Source organism: Arthrobacter sp. ISL-85, assembly GCF_018613675.1.
In the GTDB taxonomy this organism is placed as follows: domain Bacteria; phylum Actinomycetota; class Actinomycetes; order Actinomycetales; family Micrococcaceae; genus Arthrobacter.
The window spans coordinates 1-15,431 of the sequence record NZ_JAGGPQ010000011.1; the positions used below are offsets into that span (position 1 = coordinate 1).

Consider the following 15,431-nt stretch of genomic DNA (forward strand, 5'->3'; position numbering starts at 1 on the left):
CATCGACGATGCATCTGGCAAGCCGGAGCCGTCCCTTGGGCGTCAGGAGCGCGTTAGCATGGGACATTGAAGACCTCCTTGTGGTTCGGACTCTAGACAAGCCCCACTCCACTTGGAGGTCTTCTGTTTGTCACCTAACCACGCCGCATGTTCCTAACGTCCGTGGTCAATACACCTAGCCATCCCCAATGGCTGCAGCGGCCCCCGCCTCCCGGCTTCCGCTTCAAACAGAACTGCTCAGCGCGGTTGCAGCCCCAGCTTCATCCCGGCCAGGCCGCGCGGTTTGGCGGCAAGCTGCCCGGCGATGCCCGCCAGCGCGGCAGCCGCGGCGGCCCCGGGCCGGCCGAGGACTATCGGAACCCCCGCATCCCCGCCTTCGCGCAGTTGGATGTCCAAGGGAATCTGGCCCAGCAAAGGAACGTCCGCGCCCACCGTTGCACTGAGCCGTTCCGTGAGCACCGCCCCGCCGCCGCTTCCGAAGAGCGCCATCCGGCCTCCGCCGGGCATGTCCAAGTAGGACATATTCTCAATGACCCCGGCAATCTTCTGCCCCGTCTGGGTGGCAATCGCGCCCGCGCGTTCGGCGACGTCCGCGGCCGCTGCCTGCGGCGTGGTGACCACCAGGATTTCCGCCTTGGGCAGCAGCTGGGCAACGGAGATGGCGATGTCGCCCGTGCCCGGCGGGAGGTCCAGGAACAGGACATCGAGGTCGCCGAAGTAGACGTCCGTGAGGAACTGTTCCAGCGCCCTGTGCAGCATGGGTCCGCGCCATGCCACCGGCTGGTTGCCCGTCACGAACATGCCGATGGATATGACCTTCACGCCGTAGGCAACCGGCGGAAGGATCATGTCATCCACCTGGGTGGGTTTTTGCGTGATGCCCATCAGCGCAGGCACGGAGAAGCCGTAAACGTCGGCGTCCACGATGCCCACCCGGAGGCCCTGGGCGGCCAGGGCTGTGGCCAGGTTGACCGTTACCGAGGACTTGCCCACGCCGCCCTTGCCACTGGCAACCGCGTAAACCTTGGTCAGTGAATCCGGCTCATTGAACGGAATCCTTCGTTGGCCGCCCGGCCCGCGCAGCTTCTCCTTGAGGGCGTCGCGCTGGGCCTGGTCCATCACCTTGAGTTCGACGTCGACGGCGGTGACGCCGGGTACCGCGAAAAGGGCCTTCCGGGAATCGGCGGTGATGGTGTCACGCAACGGGCAGCCTGCGATGGTAAGCAGGACTGCCACGGTGACCTTGCCGTCGTCGGACACCTGGACGGAGTCCACCATCCCCAGCTCCGTGATGGGGCGGCGGAGTTCTGGATCGATGACCGTGGCCAGGGCATTGTTGACTGCCTGGACCAACGGTGTCCGGTTGGCGGCTGCAGGACCGGTGGGGGCGCTCATGGAAGGGGCCTCGGCTTTCAAGCGGTAGCGGCGACGGGCAGGCGTGTCACGGGCGGCCTGGTGGTCATTGGGCAGAGTGGCCGGGTTGGACCCGGGGGATCTGCTGGGTGCGCGGGTTGCGCTGCCGGTCCCGTTGTTCGCGCAGTTTGTCCTTGGCCTTGTCCCGGGGGGACTCGTGCGAGCCCGGACCGGAGTCCTCATGGGTCCGCAGCTCCTCCTGGGCGTCCAGCAGGTCTTCAAGGAGCGAGCGCAGCTCGGCCCGGACATAGTCACGGGTGGCCACTTCGCGCAGCGCGATCCGGAGGGAGGCCAGCTCCCGCGTCAGGTACTCGGTATCGGACAGGTTGCGCTCGGCACGCTGGCGGTCCTGCTGCAGCGATACGCGGTCGCGGTCATCCTGCCGGTTCTGCGCCAGCAGCAGCAGGGGTGCTGCGTAGGATGCCTGCAGCGACAGCATCAGGGTCAGCAGGGTGAAGCCAAGGTCCCTCGAGTCGAACTGCCAGTTGGTGGGGGCCCACGTGTTCCAGCCCAGCCAAAAGATGCAGAAAATCGTCATGTAGACCAGGAACTGCGGCGTTCCCATGAACCGGGCAAAGCCCTCGGTGGCATGCCCGAACGCATCCGGGTCGGGGCGGAACGTGGGCAGGATGCGCTGCCTGCCGCTCAGGGGTGTGTCCAGGCTGCCTCTTGATTCCGCTTTGGCCAGGTTCCGCTGGTTGGGGTTCTTCGGAGCGCTGTTATCAGCCAATGCGGCCACCGAGCTTTCTTATCGGGGCTTCGCCATCGTGGGCGCGCCAGTCGTCCGGCAACAAGTGATCCAATACGTCATCAACAGTCACCGCCCCCACAAGCCGGCCGGCATCATTGACCACCGGGAGCGAGTTCAGGTTATAGGTAGCCAGGGTCCGTGCCACTTCGCTGATGTGCGCTTGATCGGACAGCGGCTCGAGGTTCTTGTCCACCAGGTTTCCCAGTGCCTCGAATGGCGGAAAACGCAGCAACTGCTGGATGTGCACCACGCCGAGAAATCGACCGGTGGGCGTTTCCAGCGGCGGCCGGGCAATGAAGATCGACGACGCCAGGGCAGGGGAGAGCTCTTCGCGCCTAACGTGGGCCAGGGCTTCGGCGACGGTGGCCTCCGGCGGAAGGATAACCGGCACCGGGGTCATCAGGCCGCCGGCGGTGTCCTCGTCGTATTCAAGCAGGCGGCGGACGTCTTCGGCGCCTTCGGGCTCCATGAGCTGGAGCAGTTCCTCGGCCTGCGCGGAAGGAAGTTCTCCCAGGAGGTCGGCGGCGTCGTCGGGGTCCATCTCTTCAAGGACATCGGCGGCGCGCTGGAGGTCCAGCGATGAGAGGATCTCCACCTGGTCGTCCTCCGGCAGTTCCTGGAGGACGTCTGCCAGCCGTTCGTCCTGCAGTTCGCTGGCCACCTCGAAGCGGCGCTTGTCGCTCATCTCCTGCAGGGCTTCGGCGAAGTCGGCGGGTTTGAGGTCCTCGTGGTTGGCCACGAACTGGGTGGCAGCCTGGGGCTCGGTCCGCGGCCCCTGCTGCGCGTCCGCCCAGTCAATGATCAGGGTCTCGTTTCGGCGCAGCCGGCTCAAGGGGGACAGCGAGTGGCCGCGGCGGACAAAGAGCTTGCTGACGAACCAGTCGCGGGACCTGTGCTGGTCCATGGCGATGTCTTCGATGGTGGCGTCACCGCTGCCGTCGCGGAGGGTGACCCGGCGGTCGAACATTTCGGCCACCACCAGGGTTTCCGCCCCGCGCTGTTCAAAGCGGCGCAGGTTGACCAGGCCGGTGCAGATGACCTGCGTCTGGTCGATCGAGGTGATGCGGGTCATGGGGACGAAGACACGCTTCTTGCCTGGAACCTCCACCACGATGCCCACCACGTGCGGGGCTCCCTGGGTGCCCCGGGACAGCACAACAACGTCGCGCAGCCGGCCCAGCCGGTCGCCCAGCGGGTCGAAGACGTCGAGGCCCAGGAGGCGTGCCACGAAGACGCGTGTAGGTGTTGTGCTCACCACTACAGGCTACCGAGTCTGCTCTCTTTTAGCTGAATTTACAGGCGGCACCCACCATGATGGGCAAGAATGGGTTTATGTCGAACATTTTTGGTGCTCCCAAGGCCGGCGCCCCGAACGGACCGGACGATGCCCGGGCTGTTCCCACCGGTGACACCGTTGGCTCCTACACTTCCTACCTCGACGCCCAAAAAGCAGTTGACTACCTGGCGGACCAGCAGTTCCCGGTCCAGATGGTGTCCATCGTGGGCAATGAGCTGAAGATGGTGGAGCGGGTCACCGGGCGCCTGAGCTACCCGCGGGTGGCGTTGTCCGGGGCGCTGAGCGGCATGTGGTTCGGCCTGTTCGTCGGCGTCATGCTGTCCTTCTTCGCTCCGTCACCGGGATACTTCTCCATCATGACGTCGGTGCTGATGGGCGCGGCGTTCTTCATGCTCTTCGGCATCGTCACCTACGCCATGCAGCGGGGCAAACGGGACTTTACCTCCACCAGCCAGGTGGTGGCCACGAGCTACGACGTGATCGTGGCGCCGGAGGCCGCGCACGAAGCCCGGCGCCTCCTGCAGCAGTTGCCCATGTCCCGTTCAGACGCAGCATCCGGGCATGGGCCGTACCAGCAGCACGACTACTACAACCAGCCGTACCAGCAGCCCGGGCAGCAGCAGGGGCAGGGTCCGTCCCGCCCCGCCGGGTGGAACGATCCCTACGGCCAGCGGTCCTCCGGTTCGTCAGTCCACGATGGACCGGTCGAAGAAGGCCACGGGTACCCGGGCGACCACGGCCAGCAGCAGCACAGCGGCCAGCAGCCTGCGCAGCAGTACGACGGCGGCCAGCCGGCACAGCCGGTCCGTCCGGTCCGCTATCCCGACCTGCCCGACGGCCGCCCGCAGTACGGCGTCCGCCTGCCCCAGGGTGCCGCCGTGGAGGCGGGGCAGCCAGGCACTGGACAGGGCACAGAGCACCCTGGCGAACACGGGCCAATGGATCACCCACAGGATGGCGCGGAACACCAGCCTGAACAACAATATGGTCCGGACGGGGACCAGCACCGGGGCGAACACCGCCACTAACGGCGAGGTGCCGCCCGGGCCCAGGAAGCGTGGCAGCACCACCAGAACCGGTGGCATAAAGAAAGAGCGGGACCGCTGGAATGAATCCGGCGGTCCCGCTCTTCGTTGTCTCCGTATCAGGCCTCTTCGGTCCGGTAGATGCCGGCCATCCAGTCCTCCACATCCTCGGCATGGCGCGGCAGGGCCGCACTGAGGTTGACGGGCCCGTCAGCGGTCATGAGGATGTCGTCCTCGATCCTGACTCCGATGCCGCGGTACTCCTCGGGGATCGCCAGGTCTTCCTGCTTGAAGTACAGGCCCGGCTCGATGGTGAACACCATGCCTTCGGCGAGGACGCCGTCGAGGTAGAGCTCCCGCTTGGCCTGCGCGCAGTCATGGACGTCCAGGCCCAGGTGGTGGCTGGTGCCGTGCGGCATCCAGCGGCGGTGCTGCTGGCCCTCCGGGCTGATGGCTTCCTCCACGCTGACGGGCAGGATCCCCCATTCGGCCAGGCGCTCCGCCAGGACCGTGGTTGCCGCCGTGTGGATGTCGCGGAACTTGGTACCCGGCCGGGCAGCGGCGAAGCCGGCGTCGGCAGCGTCCAGGACTGCCTGGTAGACCTTCCGCTGGATGTCGCTGAAGGTACCGCTGGCCGGAAGGGTCCGGGTGATGTCTGCCGTGTAGAGCGAGTCGGCCTCGACGCCGGCGTCCAGGAGCAGGAGTTCGCCGGCGTGGACGCGGCCTGTGTTGCGGGTCCAGTGCAGCACGGTGGCGTTGTTGCCCGCCGCTGCGATGGTGTCATAGCCGAGTTCGTTGCCAACCTCGCGGGCACGGGCGAAGAACGCGCCCTCCACCACGCGTTCGCCGCGGGCATGCGTGAGGGCCCGCGGCAAGGCCTTGACAACCTCCTCGAATCCTTCGACGGTGGCGGACACCGCGATCTTCATCTGTTCGATTTCCCACTCATCCTTGAGCAGGCGCAGTTCGGAGAGGGCTTCGCTGAGCTTCTCATCCAAGGCGTCGAGCTCGCCAAGGTCCAGGTTTTCGGGGTCCTTGGCGGTGTTGTACCGGGCCGTGTCCACCAGGGCGTCAATGTTGTCGTCAACCTTGCGGACCAGGCGGATGGAGATGCCGCCGATTTCCGGGGCGCCCACGTCCTTGGTGATCGCTGTTTCCAGCTGGTCGATATGGGCGGTGGCCAGTCCCAGGCGGGCCTCGAACTCTTCCAGGGTGGGGCGGGCCCCAATCCAGAACTCGCCGGAGCGGGAGTCCGCGTAGAACTGTTCCGTATCCCGGCCGGCCAGAGGCCGGAAGTAAAGCGTGGCGCTGTGGTGGCCGCCGTCGTCGCCCGTTCCCTCTTCCACCGGTTCCAGGATCAGGACCGCGTCCGGCTCGTGGTCAAGGCCAAGCCCGGTCAGGTGGGCGAAGCCGGAGTGCGGGCGGAAGCGGTAGTCGCAGTCGTTGGAGCGGACCTTGAGCGGCCCCGCCGGGATGACCAGCCGTTCGCCTTTGAACTGGGCAGAGATCGCCCTGCGCCGGGTTGCGGCGTAACCGGCGACGTCGTCCCGCTGGGGAAGCGCCCCGCTGGACGGCGCCCAGTTGCTGGCCATGAAGGCCTTGAAGGCGTTGGAACTGGGCCGCTGGGAGCGGTTGTTGACGCGCTCCTCCAGCGGCTGGGAAGCAGAGTTTTGGGTGTTTTCGGCATCGTTCACGGCACCATCGTCTCACCAGCATCCCGGCTAAGCGAACAGGCCTCCCCGGTCTCTTGTTCCCGGTCCACTACGCTGGATAGGTGAGGATTGACCTGCATGCCCACTCCAACGTCTCCGACGGCACCGAGACACCGGCCGATGTCATGGCCTCTGCTTCCCGGGCGGGACTGGACGTGGTGGCCCTGACCGACCACGATTCAACGGCGGGCTGGGCGGAGGCCGCGGCCGCCGCTGCCACCTGCGGGGTGGCGCTGGTGCCGGGCATGGAGGTCTCGTGCCGGACGGAAGAGGGCATCAGCGTGCACCTCCTGAGCTACCTGCATGACCCCACCCATCCCGGCCTCCTCGAGGAAATTACCAAGGCCAAGGACTCCCGCCTGACCCGGGCCGAACGGATGGTCACCATCCTCGCCGAGGACTACCCGCTCACATGGGACGACGTGATCCACCACGTTGCCCCGGGCGCCACCCTCGGCCGGCCGCACATCGCGGACGCGCTCGTCGCAGCAGGTGTCGTGGAGGACCGTTCCGAGGCTTTCGCCTCCATCCTCACCTCCCGGTCCCGCTACTTCATCCCGCACTACGCCCCGGACCCGGCCACCGCCGTCGAGCTCGTCCGGGCCGCCGGCGGCGTGCCCGTGTTCGCCCACCCGGTGGCCTCTGCCCGGGGCCGGATCGTGGGGGAGCGGACCTACCGGGAGATGATCGACGCCGGCCTGGCGGGCCTGGAGATCGACCACCGGGACAATCCGGAGGAGGGCCGCGACTTCCTGCGCAAACTCGCGGCCAGGCATGGCCTGCTGATCACCGGGTCCTCGGACTACCACGGCACCGGCAAGCCAAACCTGCTCGGCGAAAACCTCACCGCACCCGCCATGCTGGAACGGATCGAGGAACTGGGCACGGGAACCGCCGTCGTCCGCCCCTGAACGGCAGGCGGGACCTAGCTGGGCAGGAACGACGTCAGGGTGGCGTGTGCACCGAGCCGTTTGGCCATGATGTCGATGGCAGGCTGGTTCTGGTCCACGCACACGAACTTGCGGCCGAGCTTGGCCGCAACCGCCCCCAGGGTGCCGGAGCCGGCGAAGAAGTCCAGGCACCAGTCACCGGGGCGGGACGAGGCAGCGACCACGCGGCGGACCAGGCCCTCCGGCTTCTGTGTGGGGTAGCCCGTCTTTTCCTTGCCAGTGGGCGAGACGATGGTGTGCCACCAGACGTCGGTGGGCAGCTTGCCGAGTTCCCGCTTGGCAGGAGTCACCAGGCCCGGCGCCATGTACGGCTCCCGGTCCACCTCGGCACTGTCAAAGTGGTATTTCGCCGGGTTCTTGACGTACACCAGGATGTTGTCGTGCTTGGTGGGCCAGCGGTTTTTTGCGCGGGCGCCGTAGTCGTATGCCCAAATGATCTCGTTGAGGAAGCATTCCCGGCCAAAGATGGCGTCCAGCATCACCTTGGCATAGTGCACCTCACGGTAGTCCAGGTGCAGGTACAGGGTCCCGTCGTCCGCCAGCAGCCGCCACGCCTCCACCAACCGGGGCTCAAGGAAGGACCAGTAGTCGCTGAACGCGTCATCGTAGCGGTGCAGGGCGCCCTTGATGGTGTCGTACGAGCGGCCCTTGAAGCCCACCCGGTCCCCGGCGCCTCCGGCGTTCACCACCATCCGGGTTTCCTGGCGCTGCTGCGGCCGGCCCGTGTTGAAGGGCGGGTCCACATAAATCAGTGTGAAGGCGCCGTCCGGCAGCGTGGGGAGGTACGCCGCGTTGTCCGCGTGCACCACCAGGCTGCCGCCGTCCGGCGCCCAAACAGTGTCAGTCATCAGTGCGGTTAGGCCTCGGAGTTGCCGGGCTGCGTGCCGTTGTCCGCACCGGCCACCACTTCACCGTTGCGCCGGCGGGTACGGGTGCGGGTCCGCCGGGCGCGTGACGGCTTTTCGCCGTCGGTTGCGGGTGCGGCAGCCTCACCGGCAGGAGCGGCAGCCGAGTCAGGCGTACGACGGCGGCGCTCACCTGAGCGCTCTGCGGAGTCGCTGCTGCGGCCACCGTCGCGGCTGCCGGCCTTGCCGCCGTCGCCTCTTCCACGGCCCCGTACGTCCCGGTCGCGTGACCGGCCTGCGTCGCGGGCGCCGCGGCTGTTCTTCTTGCCGGTTTCGCCGAGGTCCTCGAGTACCTCGGCGTCGACGCCGGCGAGGGTCCGCTTGTCGCGGGGCAGGCGGCCCTTGGTGCCTGCGGGGATGTCAAGGTCCGCGTAGAGGTGCGGGGACGAGGAATAGGTTTCCACCGGCTCGGGTACGCTCAGGCCGAGGGCCTTGTTGATGAGCGCCCAGCGCGGCATGTCGTCCCAGTCCACGAACGTGACGGCGGTGCCCTTGTTGCCGGCGCGGCCGGTGCGGCCCACACGGTGCAGGTAGATCTTTTCGTCCTCGACGCACTGGTAGTTGATCACGTGCGTGACGTCGTCCACGTCGATGCCGCGGGCAGCGACGTCCGTGGCCACCAGGACGTCCACTTTGTTGTTACGGAACGCCCGCAGTGCCTGCTCACGGGCGCCCTGGCCCAGGTCGCCGTGGATGGCGGCCGCCGCGAACCCCCGGTCCACCAGCTCCTCGGCCACCTTCGCGGCGGTGCGCTTGGTCTTGGTGAAGATGATGGTCCGGCCGCGGCCGCGGGCCTGCAGGATGCGGGCCACCACTTCGGTCTTGTCCATGCTGTGCGCACGGTAGATCAGTTGGCGGATGTCCCGCTTGGTCAGGCCCTCGTCCTCCGGATCCGCTGCGCGGATGTGGGTGGGCTGGGTCATGTAGCGGCGCGCCATCGCGATGACGGGGCCGGGCATGGTGGCTGAGAAAAGCAGCGTCTGGCGGACCGCGGGGGTTCCGGCGATGAGGGTCTCGACGTCCGGCAGGAACCCGAGGTCCAGCATCTCGTCGGCCTCGTCCAGGATGACCATCTTGACGTTCTTCAGGCTCAGGTGCTTCTGCTTGTAGAGGTCGATCAGGCGCCCTGGAGTGCCCACGACAATCTCGACGCCCTTCTGCAGGGCATCAACCTGGGGCTCGTAGGCGCGGCCGCCGTAAATGGTGGTGATCCTGGCGTTGCGCTTGCGCGATGCCGTCTGGAGATCGTTGGCCACCTGCACGGCCAGTTCGCGGGTGGGAACAATGACCAGGGCCTGCGGGGCGCCGGGAACGGCGAGTTTGGCATAGCCGGGGTCGTCCTGCCCGATGACCCGCTGCAGCGCGGGAATACCGAATCCCAGGGTCTTGCCGGTACCGGTTTTGGCCTGGCCGATGATGTCGTGGCCGGCCAATGCCACCGGCAGGGTCATGGCCTGGATGGGGAAGGGGTGGGTGATCCCGGCGTCAGCCAATGACTCAACGATGTCCTCGCGGACGTTGTAGTCGGCGAATGACTTCTCCGCGATCTCGTGCGGCGTCTCGTCCGAGATAATGGTTTCTTCCGGTTCGATGGTTTCCGTGCCGGACACATCGCTCAGGAGCTGGTGGGTATGCAATTCACTCACAGGGGAGTTTCCTTATTCATTTGGGCAATGGCGCTGCCTGCTCAACGGGCCGGCCAAGGCTGGCCGCTCCGGAGCACGCTCAGGCGCGCAAGCGATTCCAGTGGAAGCCGATCGCGGGCTATCTAATGCTGGCACTGGTGACCAACGGGTAATTCTCAAGATCGCGTAGGGGCGGGCTTGTTGGTTTCAAATCGAGGAAATCAACGACCGGGCATCCAGTTCTACCCCTCCAGTCTAGCGGCACGGGCGCAGAAACACGGTTTAGGCCCGTCAACGGCGCCCGCCCACCCCTCGGGGAACGAGTTCGAAGTGGATCTGACGGGTGGTGATGTCCGAAGAAACCAGCCGGACGCGGACCTTGGTGCCGGACTCCAGCTCGCCGGCGCAGCGAGCGGTCACCGCTGGCTCTGCGATCTGGATGATCCCCGAACTGCCGTTCCCGTTCCCGTTCTTGCCGTTTCCGTTGCCGTTCCCGTTCTGCGGCTTGGATCCGGAAATCACGATCGCCTCAAACTCCTGTCCGATGTGGTTCAGCAGCAGCGCCGCCTCCACGGTATCCAGGGCCATGCGCTCCATCCGGGAGGCCAGCTGGTCCGATCCGGCCATGATGCCCGGAAGCAGCGGCAGGGCGTCCCGCGCCCAGCCGGGCACATCGCCGCCGTTGCTCAGGGCCTCACAGATCACCAGCACGAAGCGGTCCACCAGGCGGCGCAGCGGTGCGGTGGTGTGGGCGTAGGCAGCACCGATGGCGGACTGCACGCCATCCTCGGGAACAGTCCCGTCGAATGCGGTATAGGACGCCCCGCGGAACAGCATGCCGGCCGAATGCATGATGGCCAGCTGCCGCGGGTTGGTGGGATCGAGCGTCCGCAGGTACTCGCCGTAGCTGACCTCCCCGTCCCAGGGCCTGCCCAGCACCTCTGTCTGCAGCCGGAAATGCCGCAGCGACCGTTCATCCGGCGCCGGCATGGTCCGCAGGATACCCACCTTGCCGGCCAGCATGAGCTGCGCGGCGGCCATTCCGGTCATCAACGAAATCTGGGCGTTCCAATCCTCCACGGGAAGCTGCGGAACGGCGTCTATGCGGTAGCTGCCGTCGGGCAGCTGGACGATCTCCTGTTCAGGCATGTTCAGGCTGGCCCCCTCGCGCGCCCGCTCCAGCTCCACCCGCTTCAGTCCCACCTCACGGAGCAGCCGCAGCACCGGTGCGGCTGTCCCGGCGTCGAGATCGGCCTGGGCGCCCTTATAACTGAGCTTGTCGCGGCTGCGGACCCGCGCCCTGCGGAGACCCACCGACAGCACTGACGCGTCGCCGTCGAGCGTGAAGTCCCAAACGAAAGCCGAGCACTCCTGGCCAGGCAGAAGGCTCCCGGCCCCTTCGCTGATGACCTCGGGGTGCAGCGGAATCCGGCCATCCGGAGCGTAGAACGTCTGTCCGCGGCGCCGGGTTTCGGCGTCCAGTGGACCTCCCGGAGACACAAATGCCGGAACATCGGCAATGGCATACATGACCCGATAGCCGTTCCCGTCCGGCTCGATGAACACTGCCTGGTCGAGGTCCGTAGACGAGGCAGGGTCGATGGTCACGAACTCGACGGCGGTCAGGTCGTAGGACGGCAGCTTCAGCGCCGCCACGGCTGCCAGGGCGTCTTCGACAGCTGCGGCAGGATACGGGCCGGGAAGTTCCAGTTCCGTCCGCAGCAGGCCCAGTGCCTCTTCCAGGGCGTTCTTGTGGTCGTGGACGTTGGGGGCCAACCGATGATGTGACACAAAAATCAGCGTAGCCCCAAGTCCCGGGATTAAGCAGTCAGGAGCCCGCGGCGTCCAGCGCGCCGAGGAGGGAGGCAGCCGCCGCAGCGGGATCGGGGGCCTCGGTGATGGCGCGGACCACCACGATCCTGCGCGCGCCCGCCTCCGCCACCTCGCGGACGTTGCCGTGGTCGATGCCGCCAATGGCAAACCACGGCACCGGATCCGCCGCTTGGCGGGAAGCCTCGGCGGCGTACTTGACCAGTTCGGGGCCGACGGCGGCCCTCCCGGGTTTAGTGGGTGTGGCCCAAACGGGACCCACGCAGAAGTAGTCCAGTCCAGACGGGGCGGCAGTTGCTGCCAGGGCGGCATCCACTTGCTCACTGGTGTGGCTGGAGAGCCCGATGGCGGCGTTTCCGTCGACCAGCGTCCGCGCCGCGGGCAACGGCAGGTCCTTCTGGCCAATGTGGAACACCGGTGCCCCGGACAGCACGGCGATGTCGGCGCGGTCATTGACGGCCCACAGCCTGCCGTGGCGCACAGCGGCCTCCTTCAATACCGCCAGGAGGTCCAGTTCCTCTGCGGCTTCGATGGTCTTGTCGCGCAGTTGGATGATGTCCACACCGCCGGCGAACGCTGCGTCCACGAACTCCGCAAAGTCTCCGTGCGCACGGCGCGCATCGGTGCAGAGGTAGAGGCGGGCTGCCTTGAGGGCGTCGCGGTGCCCCGCATTGGCAACTTCGGCACTGACAGCCGCGGTGGCTGGCGCATGGGGGCCGGCGGGCAGGGATGAGGTGGACACATTCATGCCTGCAAGCCTAGTTCCTCTAAACTGGCCTGGTACTGCGGGAGCCCGCGGCAGCTGTCATAAAGCGCCGGGCTGAGAGGGCGTCAGAGCCGACCGCTTGACCTGATCCGGTTAATACCGGCGTAGGGAAGGAACCATATGCATACCCCCCTCGACAACCGCCCCGGATCCGCCGATGCCGCCGCTTCCACGGTGCGCGCCGACGTCGCCGTCATCGGCGGCGGAGTGGTTGGGCACGGAATCGCCTGGGAGGTGCAGCGGTCCGGCCGTTCCATCGCCCTGATCGATGACGCTCCCGGAAACGGTGCCAGCTGGGCCGCCGCCGGCATGCTGGCGCCCGTCAGCGAACTGCACTACCAGGAGGAGTACCTCCTGGAACTCATGCTTGAGGCATCGTCCCGCTGGCCAGGGTTCGCCGCCGGCATCGCCACTGCTACGGGTGCGGATTCCGGATACCTCACGACGCCGACACTGGCCGTGGGTGCCGACGCCGCAGACCGCCGCGCACTGATGGACCTCCGCGCGGTACAGCAGGCCAACGGCCTGGTGGTGGAACCCCTGACCGTGCGGGAAGCCCGGACGCGGGAGCCGCTGCTCAGCCCCGCCATAGCCTGTGCCCTGGATACGCCCGCGGACCACCAGGTGGACCCCAGGCGCCTCGTGGCAGCCCTGCGGCTGGCCCTCGCCGGCGCGGCGCAGGCGGCGCCCGGACTCGCGGTTGCCGGGGCGGTGGACGGGTATGCCGTACCGGACCGGGCCACCGGCCTGCTGTGGGACGGCGGAACCGTTACCGGCGCCAAGCTCGCTAACGGCGGCACCGTCCTGGCAACGGAAACAGTGGTGGCCAACGGCCTCCAGGCAGGGACCCTTGGCGGCCTGCCCGACGGCCTGGAGCTGCCCCTGCGCCCAGTGCACGGGGACATCCTCCGCCTCGCCGTTCCCCGGCACCTCCAGCCCCTGGTGACCTCCACCGTGCGCGGCCTGGTCCACGGCATCCCGGTGTACATCGTCCCGCGGCAGGACGGGACCGTGGTCATCGGGGCCACCCAGCGCGAGGACGCCCTCTCCGATGCCGTCAGCGCCGGCGGCGTGTACCAGCTGCTGCGTGACGCCCAGGCGCTGGTGCCCGCCGTCGCCGAACTGGAACTCATGGAATGCACCGCACGGGCCCGCCCCGGAACCCCTGACAACGCACCGCTGCTGGGCCGCGTGCCGGCGCCGACGGGACCGGCACGCACCGAGGCCGGGGACGTACCCGGACTCATCATCGCCACCGGGTTCTTCCGGCACGGCGTCCTGCTCACTCCCGCCGCAGCAGCGATCTGCACGGAACTGCTAAACGGGAAAGCCGATCCCCGCTGGGCGCCCTTCAGCCCGGAGCGGTTCTCCCGGCCGGTGGCAGCCGCCACAACCCACCCCATCAAGGAGACTGCGTGAACATCACCCTGAACGGAAACACCCACACGGTGGCCGACGGCGCCTCCATCACCACGCTCGTCAGCCAGGTCACCGGACGCCCGCTGGCAGCGAACGGACAGGCGACGGACGGCGGGAAACTGGGCGTCGCCGTCGCACATAACGCCCAGGTGGTGCCACGCAGCCAATGGTTCGCCACGGCGCTCGCCGAGGGTGACGACATCGAACTTGTCACGGCAGTGCAGGGAGGCTGACACCATGACCGAAACCAGCACCATCAACCCCGCCGGAAACCCCGGTACCGGCGACGCCCTGGTGATTGACGGCGTCGCCCTCGGATCCCGGCTCATCATGGGCACGGGCGGAGCCCCCAGCCTGGACGGCCTGGGCGCAGCGCTCCTGGCTTCCGGGACGGCCCTGACCACGGTGGCCATGCGGCGCTACTCAACCGCGGAAACCGGCTCCCTGTTCCAGCTGCTGGTGGACCACGGAATCCGCGTGCTGCCCAACACCGCCGGCTGCTTCACCGCCAGGGACGCGGTCCTCACGGCGGAACTGGCCCGGGAAGCCCTGGAGACCGACTGGGTGAAACTGGAGGTGATTGCGGACGAGCAGACCCTCCTGCCCGACGCGGTGGAACTGGTGGAGGCCACGGAACAGCTGGTCAACCGGGGTTTCAAGGTTTTCGCCTACACCAACGACGATCCTGTGCTCGCACTGCGGCTCGAAAACCTCGGCGCCACCGCCGTGATGCCGCTGGGCGCCCCGATCGGCACCGGGCTGGGCATCCTGAACCCGCACAACATCGAGCTCATCGTTTCCCGGGCCTCGGTGCCGGTGGTTTTGGATGCGGGCATCGGCACGGCATCGGATGCCGCCCTGGCCATGGAGCTTGGCTGCGACGCCGTCCTGCTGGCCACGGCCGTGACGCGGGCGCAGAACCCGGCGCTCATGGGCGAGGCGTTCAAGCATGCAGTGGTCGCGGGCCGGATGGCCAGGGCCGCGGGGCGCATCCCGCGCCGGGAGCACGCCCTTGCGTCATCGGCGATGGAGGGCAGGGCGGAGTTCCTCTGACCCTGTTGCCTTGCGCGGCAGATACACCTGTGGCCGCCACCCATACGGGTGGCGGCCACAGGTGTTTAAGGACGTCTCAGCGCCGCAAAATGACAGTCAGCCGCTCCGTGTCGCGGCGGGCACGGGTGCGGCCCAGGTAGACGGCGACGGCGATGGCCGCGGCCAAGCCCAGGACAATGGGCAGGACCCATGGCAGCCAGGTGGTTCCCGGCAGGTAGCCGAAGCCCGCTGCCATCAGGATGATCCAGGTCAGCGCCGCAATACCGACGGCGATGCCGGCCGGCAGTGCCGCGCCATACCTGCCATGCCGCTTGTCATTGGCCCAGACGACAAAGCCGGCGGCGACGGTGGCCAGCACCACGATAGTCAGCGAAAGCATGGATCTTCCTTAAACGGCAGCGGGCGCAAAACGGGCGGTGGCCCTGGAACGGGCCGGGACTAGAACTGGCCGAAACCGACGCGCCGAACCTCTTCGGCACCGATCTCGACGTAGGCCAAAGCGTTGCCCGGAACAATGATCAGGCGTCCTTTGTCATCCTTCAGGCGCAGTTCGCTGCCCTCGTTAATGGCTTCGCCAACAACCTTGGCCACCGTCTCCGCGTCCTGGGCCGATTCCAGCACGATTTCCCGGCCAACGTTTTGCACGCCGATCTTAATTTCCAAGGGGGCCTCCCAGCCTGTGAAA

15 protein-coding genes and 1 riboswitch are annotated in these 15,431 nt (G+C 67.3%); of the genes, 5 read left to right on the forward strand and 10 right to left on the reverse strand.

The genetic code is table 11. The annotated features are described in order from the left end of the window. Window positions 1-237: 237 nt before the first annotated feature. From J7I84_RS08120 to J7I84_RS08130, 3 genes are all read right to left on the reverse strand, one after another. A complete protein-coding gene (locus tag J7I84_RS08120; RefSeq protein WP_214943163.1) occupies window positions 238-1,395 on the reverse strand; it encodes an Mrp/NBP35 family ATP-binding protein in 1,158 nt (385 codons plus the stop codon). 64 nt (window positions 1,396-1,459) lie between these two features. Continuing rightward, complete coding sequence (locus tag J7I84_RS08125; RefSeq protein ID WP_214943166.1) at window positions 1,460-2,152, reverse strand: DUF1003 domain-containing protein; 693 nt, start codon at window positions 2,150-2,152, stop codon at window positions 1,460-1,462. Continuing rightward, the gene (locus J7I84_RS08130) at window positions 2,136-3,419 is read right to left on the reverse strand and encodes a magnesium transporter MgtE N-terminal domain-containing protein (protein ID WP_214943169.1); all 1,284 of its coding nucleotides are present in this window, start codon (window positions 3,417-3,419) and stop codon (window positions 2,136-2,138) included. The genes J7I84_RS08125 and J7I84_RS08130 overlap by 17 nt, the downstream gene beginning before the upstream one ends. Window positions 3,420-3,496: 77 nt before the next feature. On the opposite strand from J7I84_RS08130, the gene J7I84_RS08135 reads away from it, so the two are divergent. Continuing rightward, on the forward strand, window positions 3,497-4,489 hold the full coding sequence (locus J7I84_RS08135) for a general stress protein (RefSeq protein WP_214943172.1): 993 nt from the start codon (window positions 3,497-3,499) through the stop codon (window positions 4,487-4,489). 116 nt (window positions 4,490-4,605) lie between these two features. Here J7I84_RS08135 and J7I84_RS08140 read toward each other — a convergent pair whose 3' ends face one another. Next, the gene (locus tag J7I84_RS08140; RefSeq protein WP_214943175.1) at window positions 4,606-6,180 is read right to left on the reverse strand and encodes an aminopeptidase P N-terminal domain-containing protein; all 1,575 of its coding nucleotides are present in this window, start codon (window positions 6,178-6,180) and stop codon (window positions 4,606-4,608) included. Between the two features lie 80 nt (window positions 6,181-6,260). Here J7I84_RS08140 and J7I84_RS08145 point away from each other — a divergent pair, with 80 nt between their 5' ends. After that, entirely contained in the window at window positions 6,261-7,109 is an 849-nt protein-coding gene (locus J7I84_RS08145; RefSeq protein WP_214943177.1) for a PHP domain-containing protein, read from the forward strand. A gap of 14 nt (window positions 7,110-7,123) precedes the next feature. Here the strand turns inward: J7I84_RS08145 and J7I84_RS08150 are convergent, their stop codons facing one another. The 4 genes from J7I84_RS08150 to thiE all read right to left on the reverse strand — a co-directional run bounded on the left by J7I84_RS08150 (window position 7,124) and on the right by thiE (window position 12,256). Then, window positions 7,124-7,996, reverse strand: coding sequence for a site-specific DNA-methyltransferase (locus tag J7I84_RS08150; RefSeq protein ID WP_214943179.1), 873 nt, complete (start codon window positions 7,994-7,996; stop codon window positions 7,124-7,126). An 8-nt stretch (window positions 7,997-8,004) separates the two neighbouring features. Continuing rightward, complete coding sequence (locus tag J7I84_RS08155; RefSeq protein WP_214943182.1) at window positions 8,005-9,699, reverse strand: DEAD/DEAH box helicase; 1,695 nt, start codon at window positions 9,697-9,699, stop codon at window positions 8,005-8,007. Between the two features lie 270 nt (window positions 9,700-9,969). Beyond that, window positions 9,970-11,469 carry an RNB domain-containing ribonuclease gene (locus J7I84_RS08160; protein ID WP_214943185.1) on the reverse strand — a complete coding sequence of 500 codons (1,500 nt, stop codon included), beginning with the start codon at window positions 11,467-11,469 and terminating at the stop codon, window positions 9,970-9,972. A gap of 37 nt (window positions 11,470-11,506) precedes the next feature. After that, window positions 11,507-12,256, reverse strand: a complete 750-nt coding sequence (thiE, locus tag J7I84_RS08165) for a thiamine phosphate synthase (RefSeq protein ID WP_214943188.1) — start codon at window positions 12,254-12,256, stop codon at window positions 11,507-11,509. Window positions 12,257-12,283: 27 nt separating this feature from the next. After that, window positions 12,284-12,402: riboswitch (TPP riboswitch) on the forward strand. Between thiE and thiO the strand changes: the two genes are divergently transcribed. From thiO to J7I84_RS08180, 3 genes are all read left to right on the forward strand, one after another. Then, on the forward strand, window positions 12,395-13,693 hold the full coding sequence (thiO, locus tag J7I84_RS08170) for a glycine oxidase ThiO (protein ID WP_214943191.1): 1,299 nt from the start codon (window positions 12,395-12,397) through the stop codon (window positions 13,691-13,693). (Overlaps the previous riboswitch by 8 nt.) Next, the gene (gene thiS, locus J7I84_RS08175) at window positions 13,690-13,926 is read left to right on the forward strand and encodes a sulfur carrier protein ThiS (protein ID WP_214943194.1); all 237 of its coding nucleotides are present in this window, start codon (window positions 13,690-13,692) and stop codon (window positions 13,924-13,926) included. Before thiO ends, thiS begins: the two co-directional genes overlap by 4 nt. A 4-nt stretch (window positions 13,927-13,930) precedes the next feature. Next, entirely contained in the window at window positions 13,931-14,746 is an 816-nt protein-coding gene (locus J7I84_RS08180; protein WP_214943198.1) for a thiazole synthase, read from the forward strand. A gap of 76 nt (window positions 14,747-14,822) precedes the next feature. On the opposite strand, the gene J7I84_RS08185 is transcribed toward J7I84_RS08180, so the two are convergent. Continuing rightward, window positions 14,823-15,125: a hypothetical protein gene (locus tag J7I84_RS08185; RefSeq protein WP_214943200.1), complete on the reverse strand. Its 303-nt coding sequence runs from the start codon at window positions 15,123-15,125 to the stop codon at window positions 14,823-14,825. A gap of 59 nt (window positions 15,126-15,184) precedes the next feature. Further along, complete coding sequence (locus J7I84_RS08190; RefSeq protein ID WP_188570977.1) at window positions 15,185-15,409, reverse strand: DUF3107 domain-containing protein; 225 nt, start codon at window positions 15,407-15,409, stop codon at window positions 15,185-15,187. Window positions 15,410-15,431 lie beyond the last annotated feature (22 nt).

What these genes read in the sequence shown, in the direction of transcription:
- J7I84_RS08120 (WP_214943163.1), bottom strand. Translation starts at nt 1,395, where the DNA reads ATGAGCGCCCCCACCGGTCCTGCAGCCGCCAACCGGACACCGTTGGTC.
- J7I84_RS08135 (WP_214943172.1), top strand. Translation starts at nt 3,497, where the DNA reads ATGTCGAACATTTTTGGTGCTCCCAAGGCCGGCGCCCCGAACGGACCG.
- J7I84_RS08150 (WP_214943179.1), bottom strand. Translation starts at nt 7,996, where the DNA reads ATGACTGACACTGTTTGGGCGCCGGACGGCGGCAGCCTGGTGGTGCAC.
- thiE (WP_214943188.1), bottom strand. Translation starts at nt 12,256, where the DNA reads ATGAATGTGTCCACCTCATCCCTGCCCGCCGGCCCCCATGCGCCAGCC.
- thiO (WP_214943191.1), top strand. Translation starts at nt 12,395, where the DNA reads ATGCATACCCCCCTCGACAACCGCCCCGGATCCGCCGATGCCGCCGCT.
- J7I84_RS08180 (WP_214943198.1), top strand. Translation starts at nt 13,931, where the DNA reads ATGACCGAAACCAGCACCATCAACCCCGCCGGAAACCCCGGTACCGGC.
- J7I84_RS08185 (WP_214943200.1), bottom strand. Translation starts at nt 15,125, where the DNA reads ATGCTTTCGCTGACTATCGTGGTGCTGGCCACCGTCGCCGCCGGCTTT.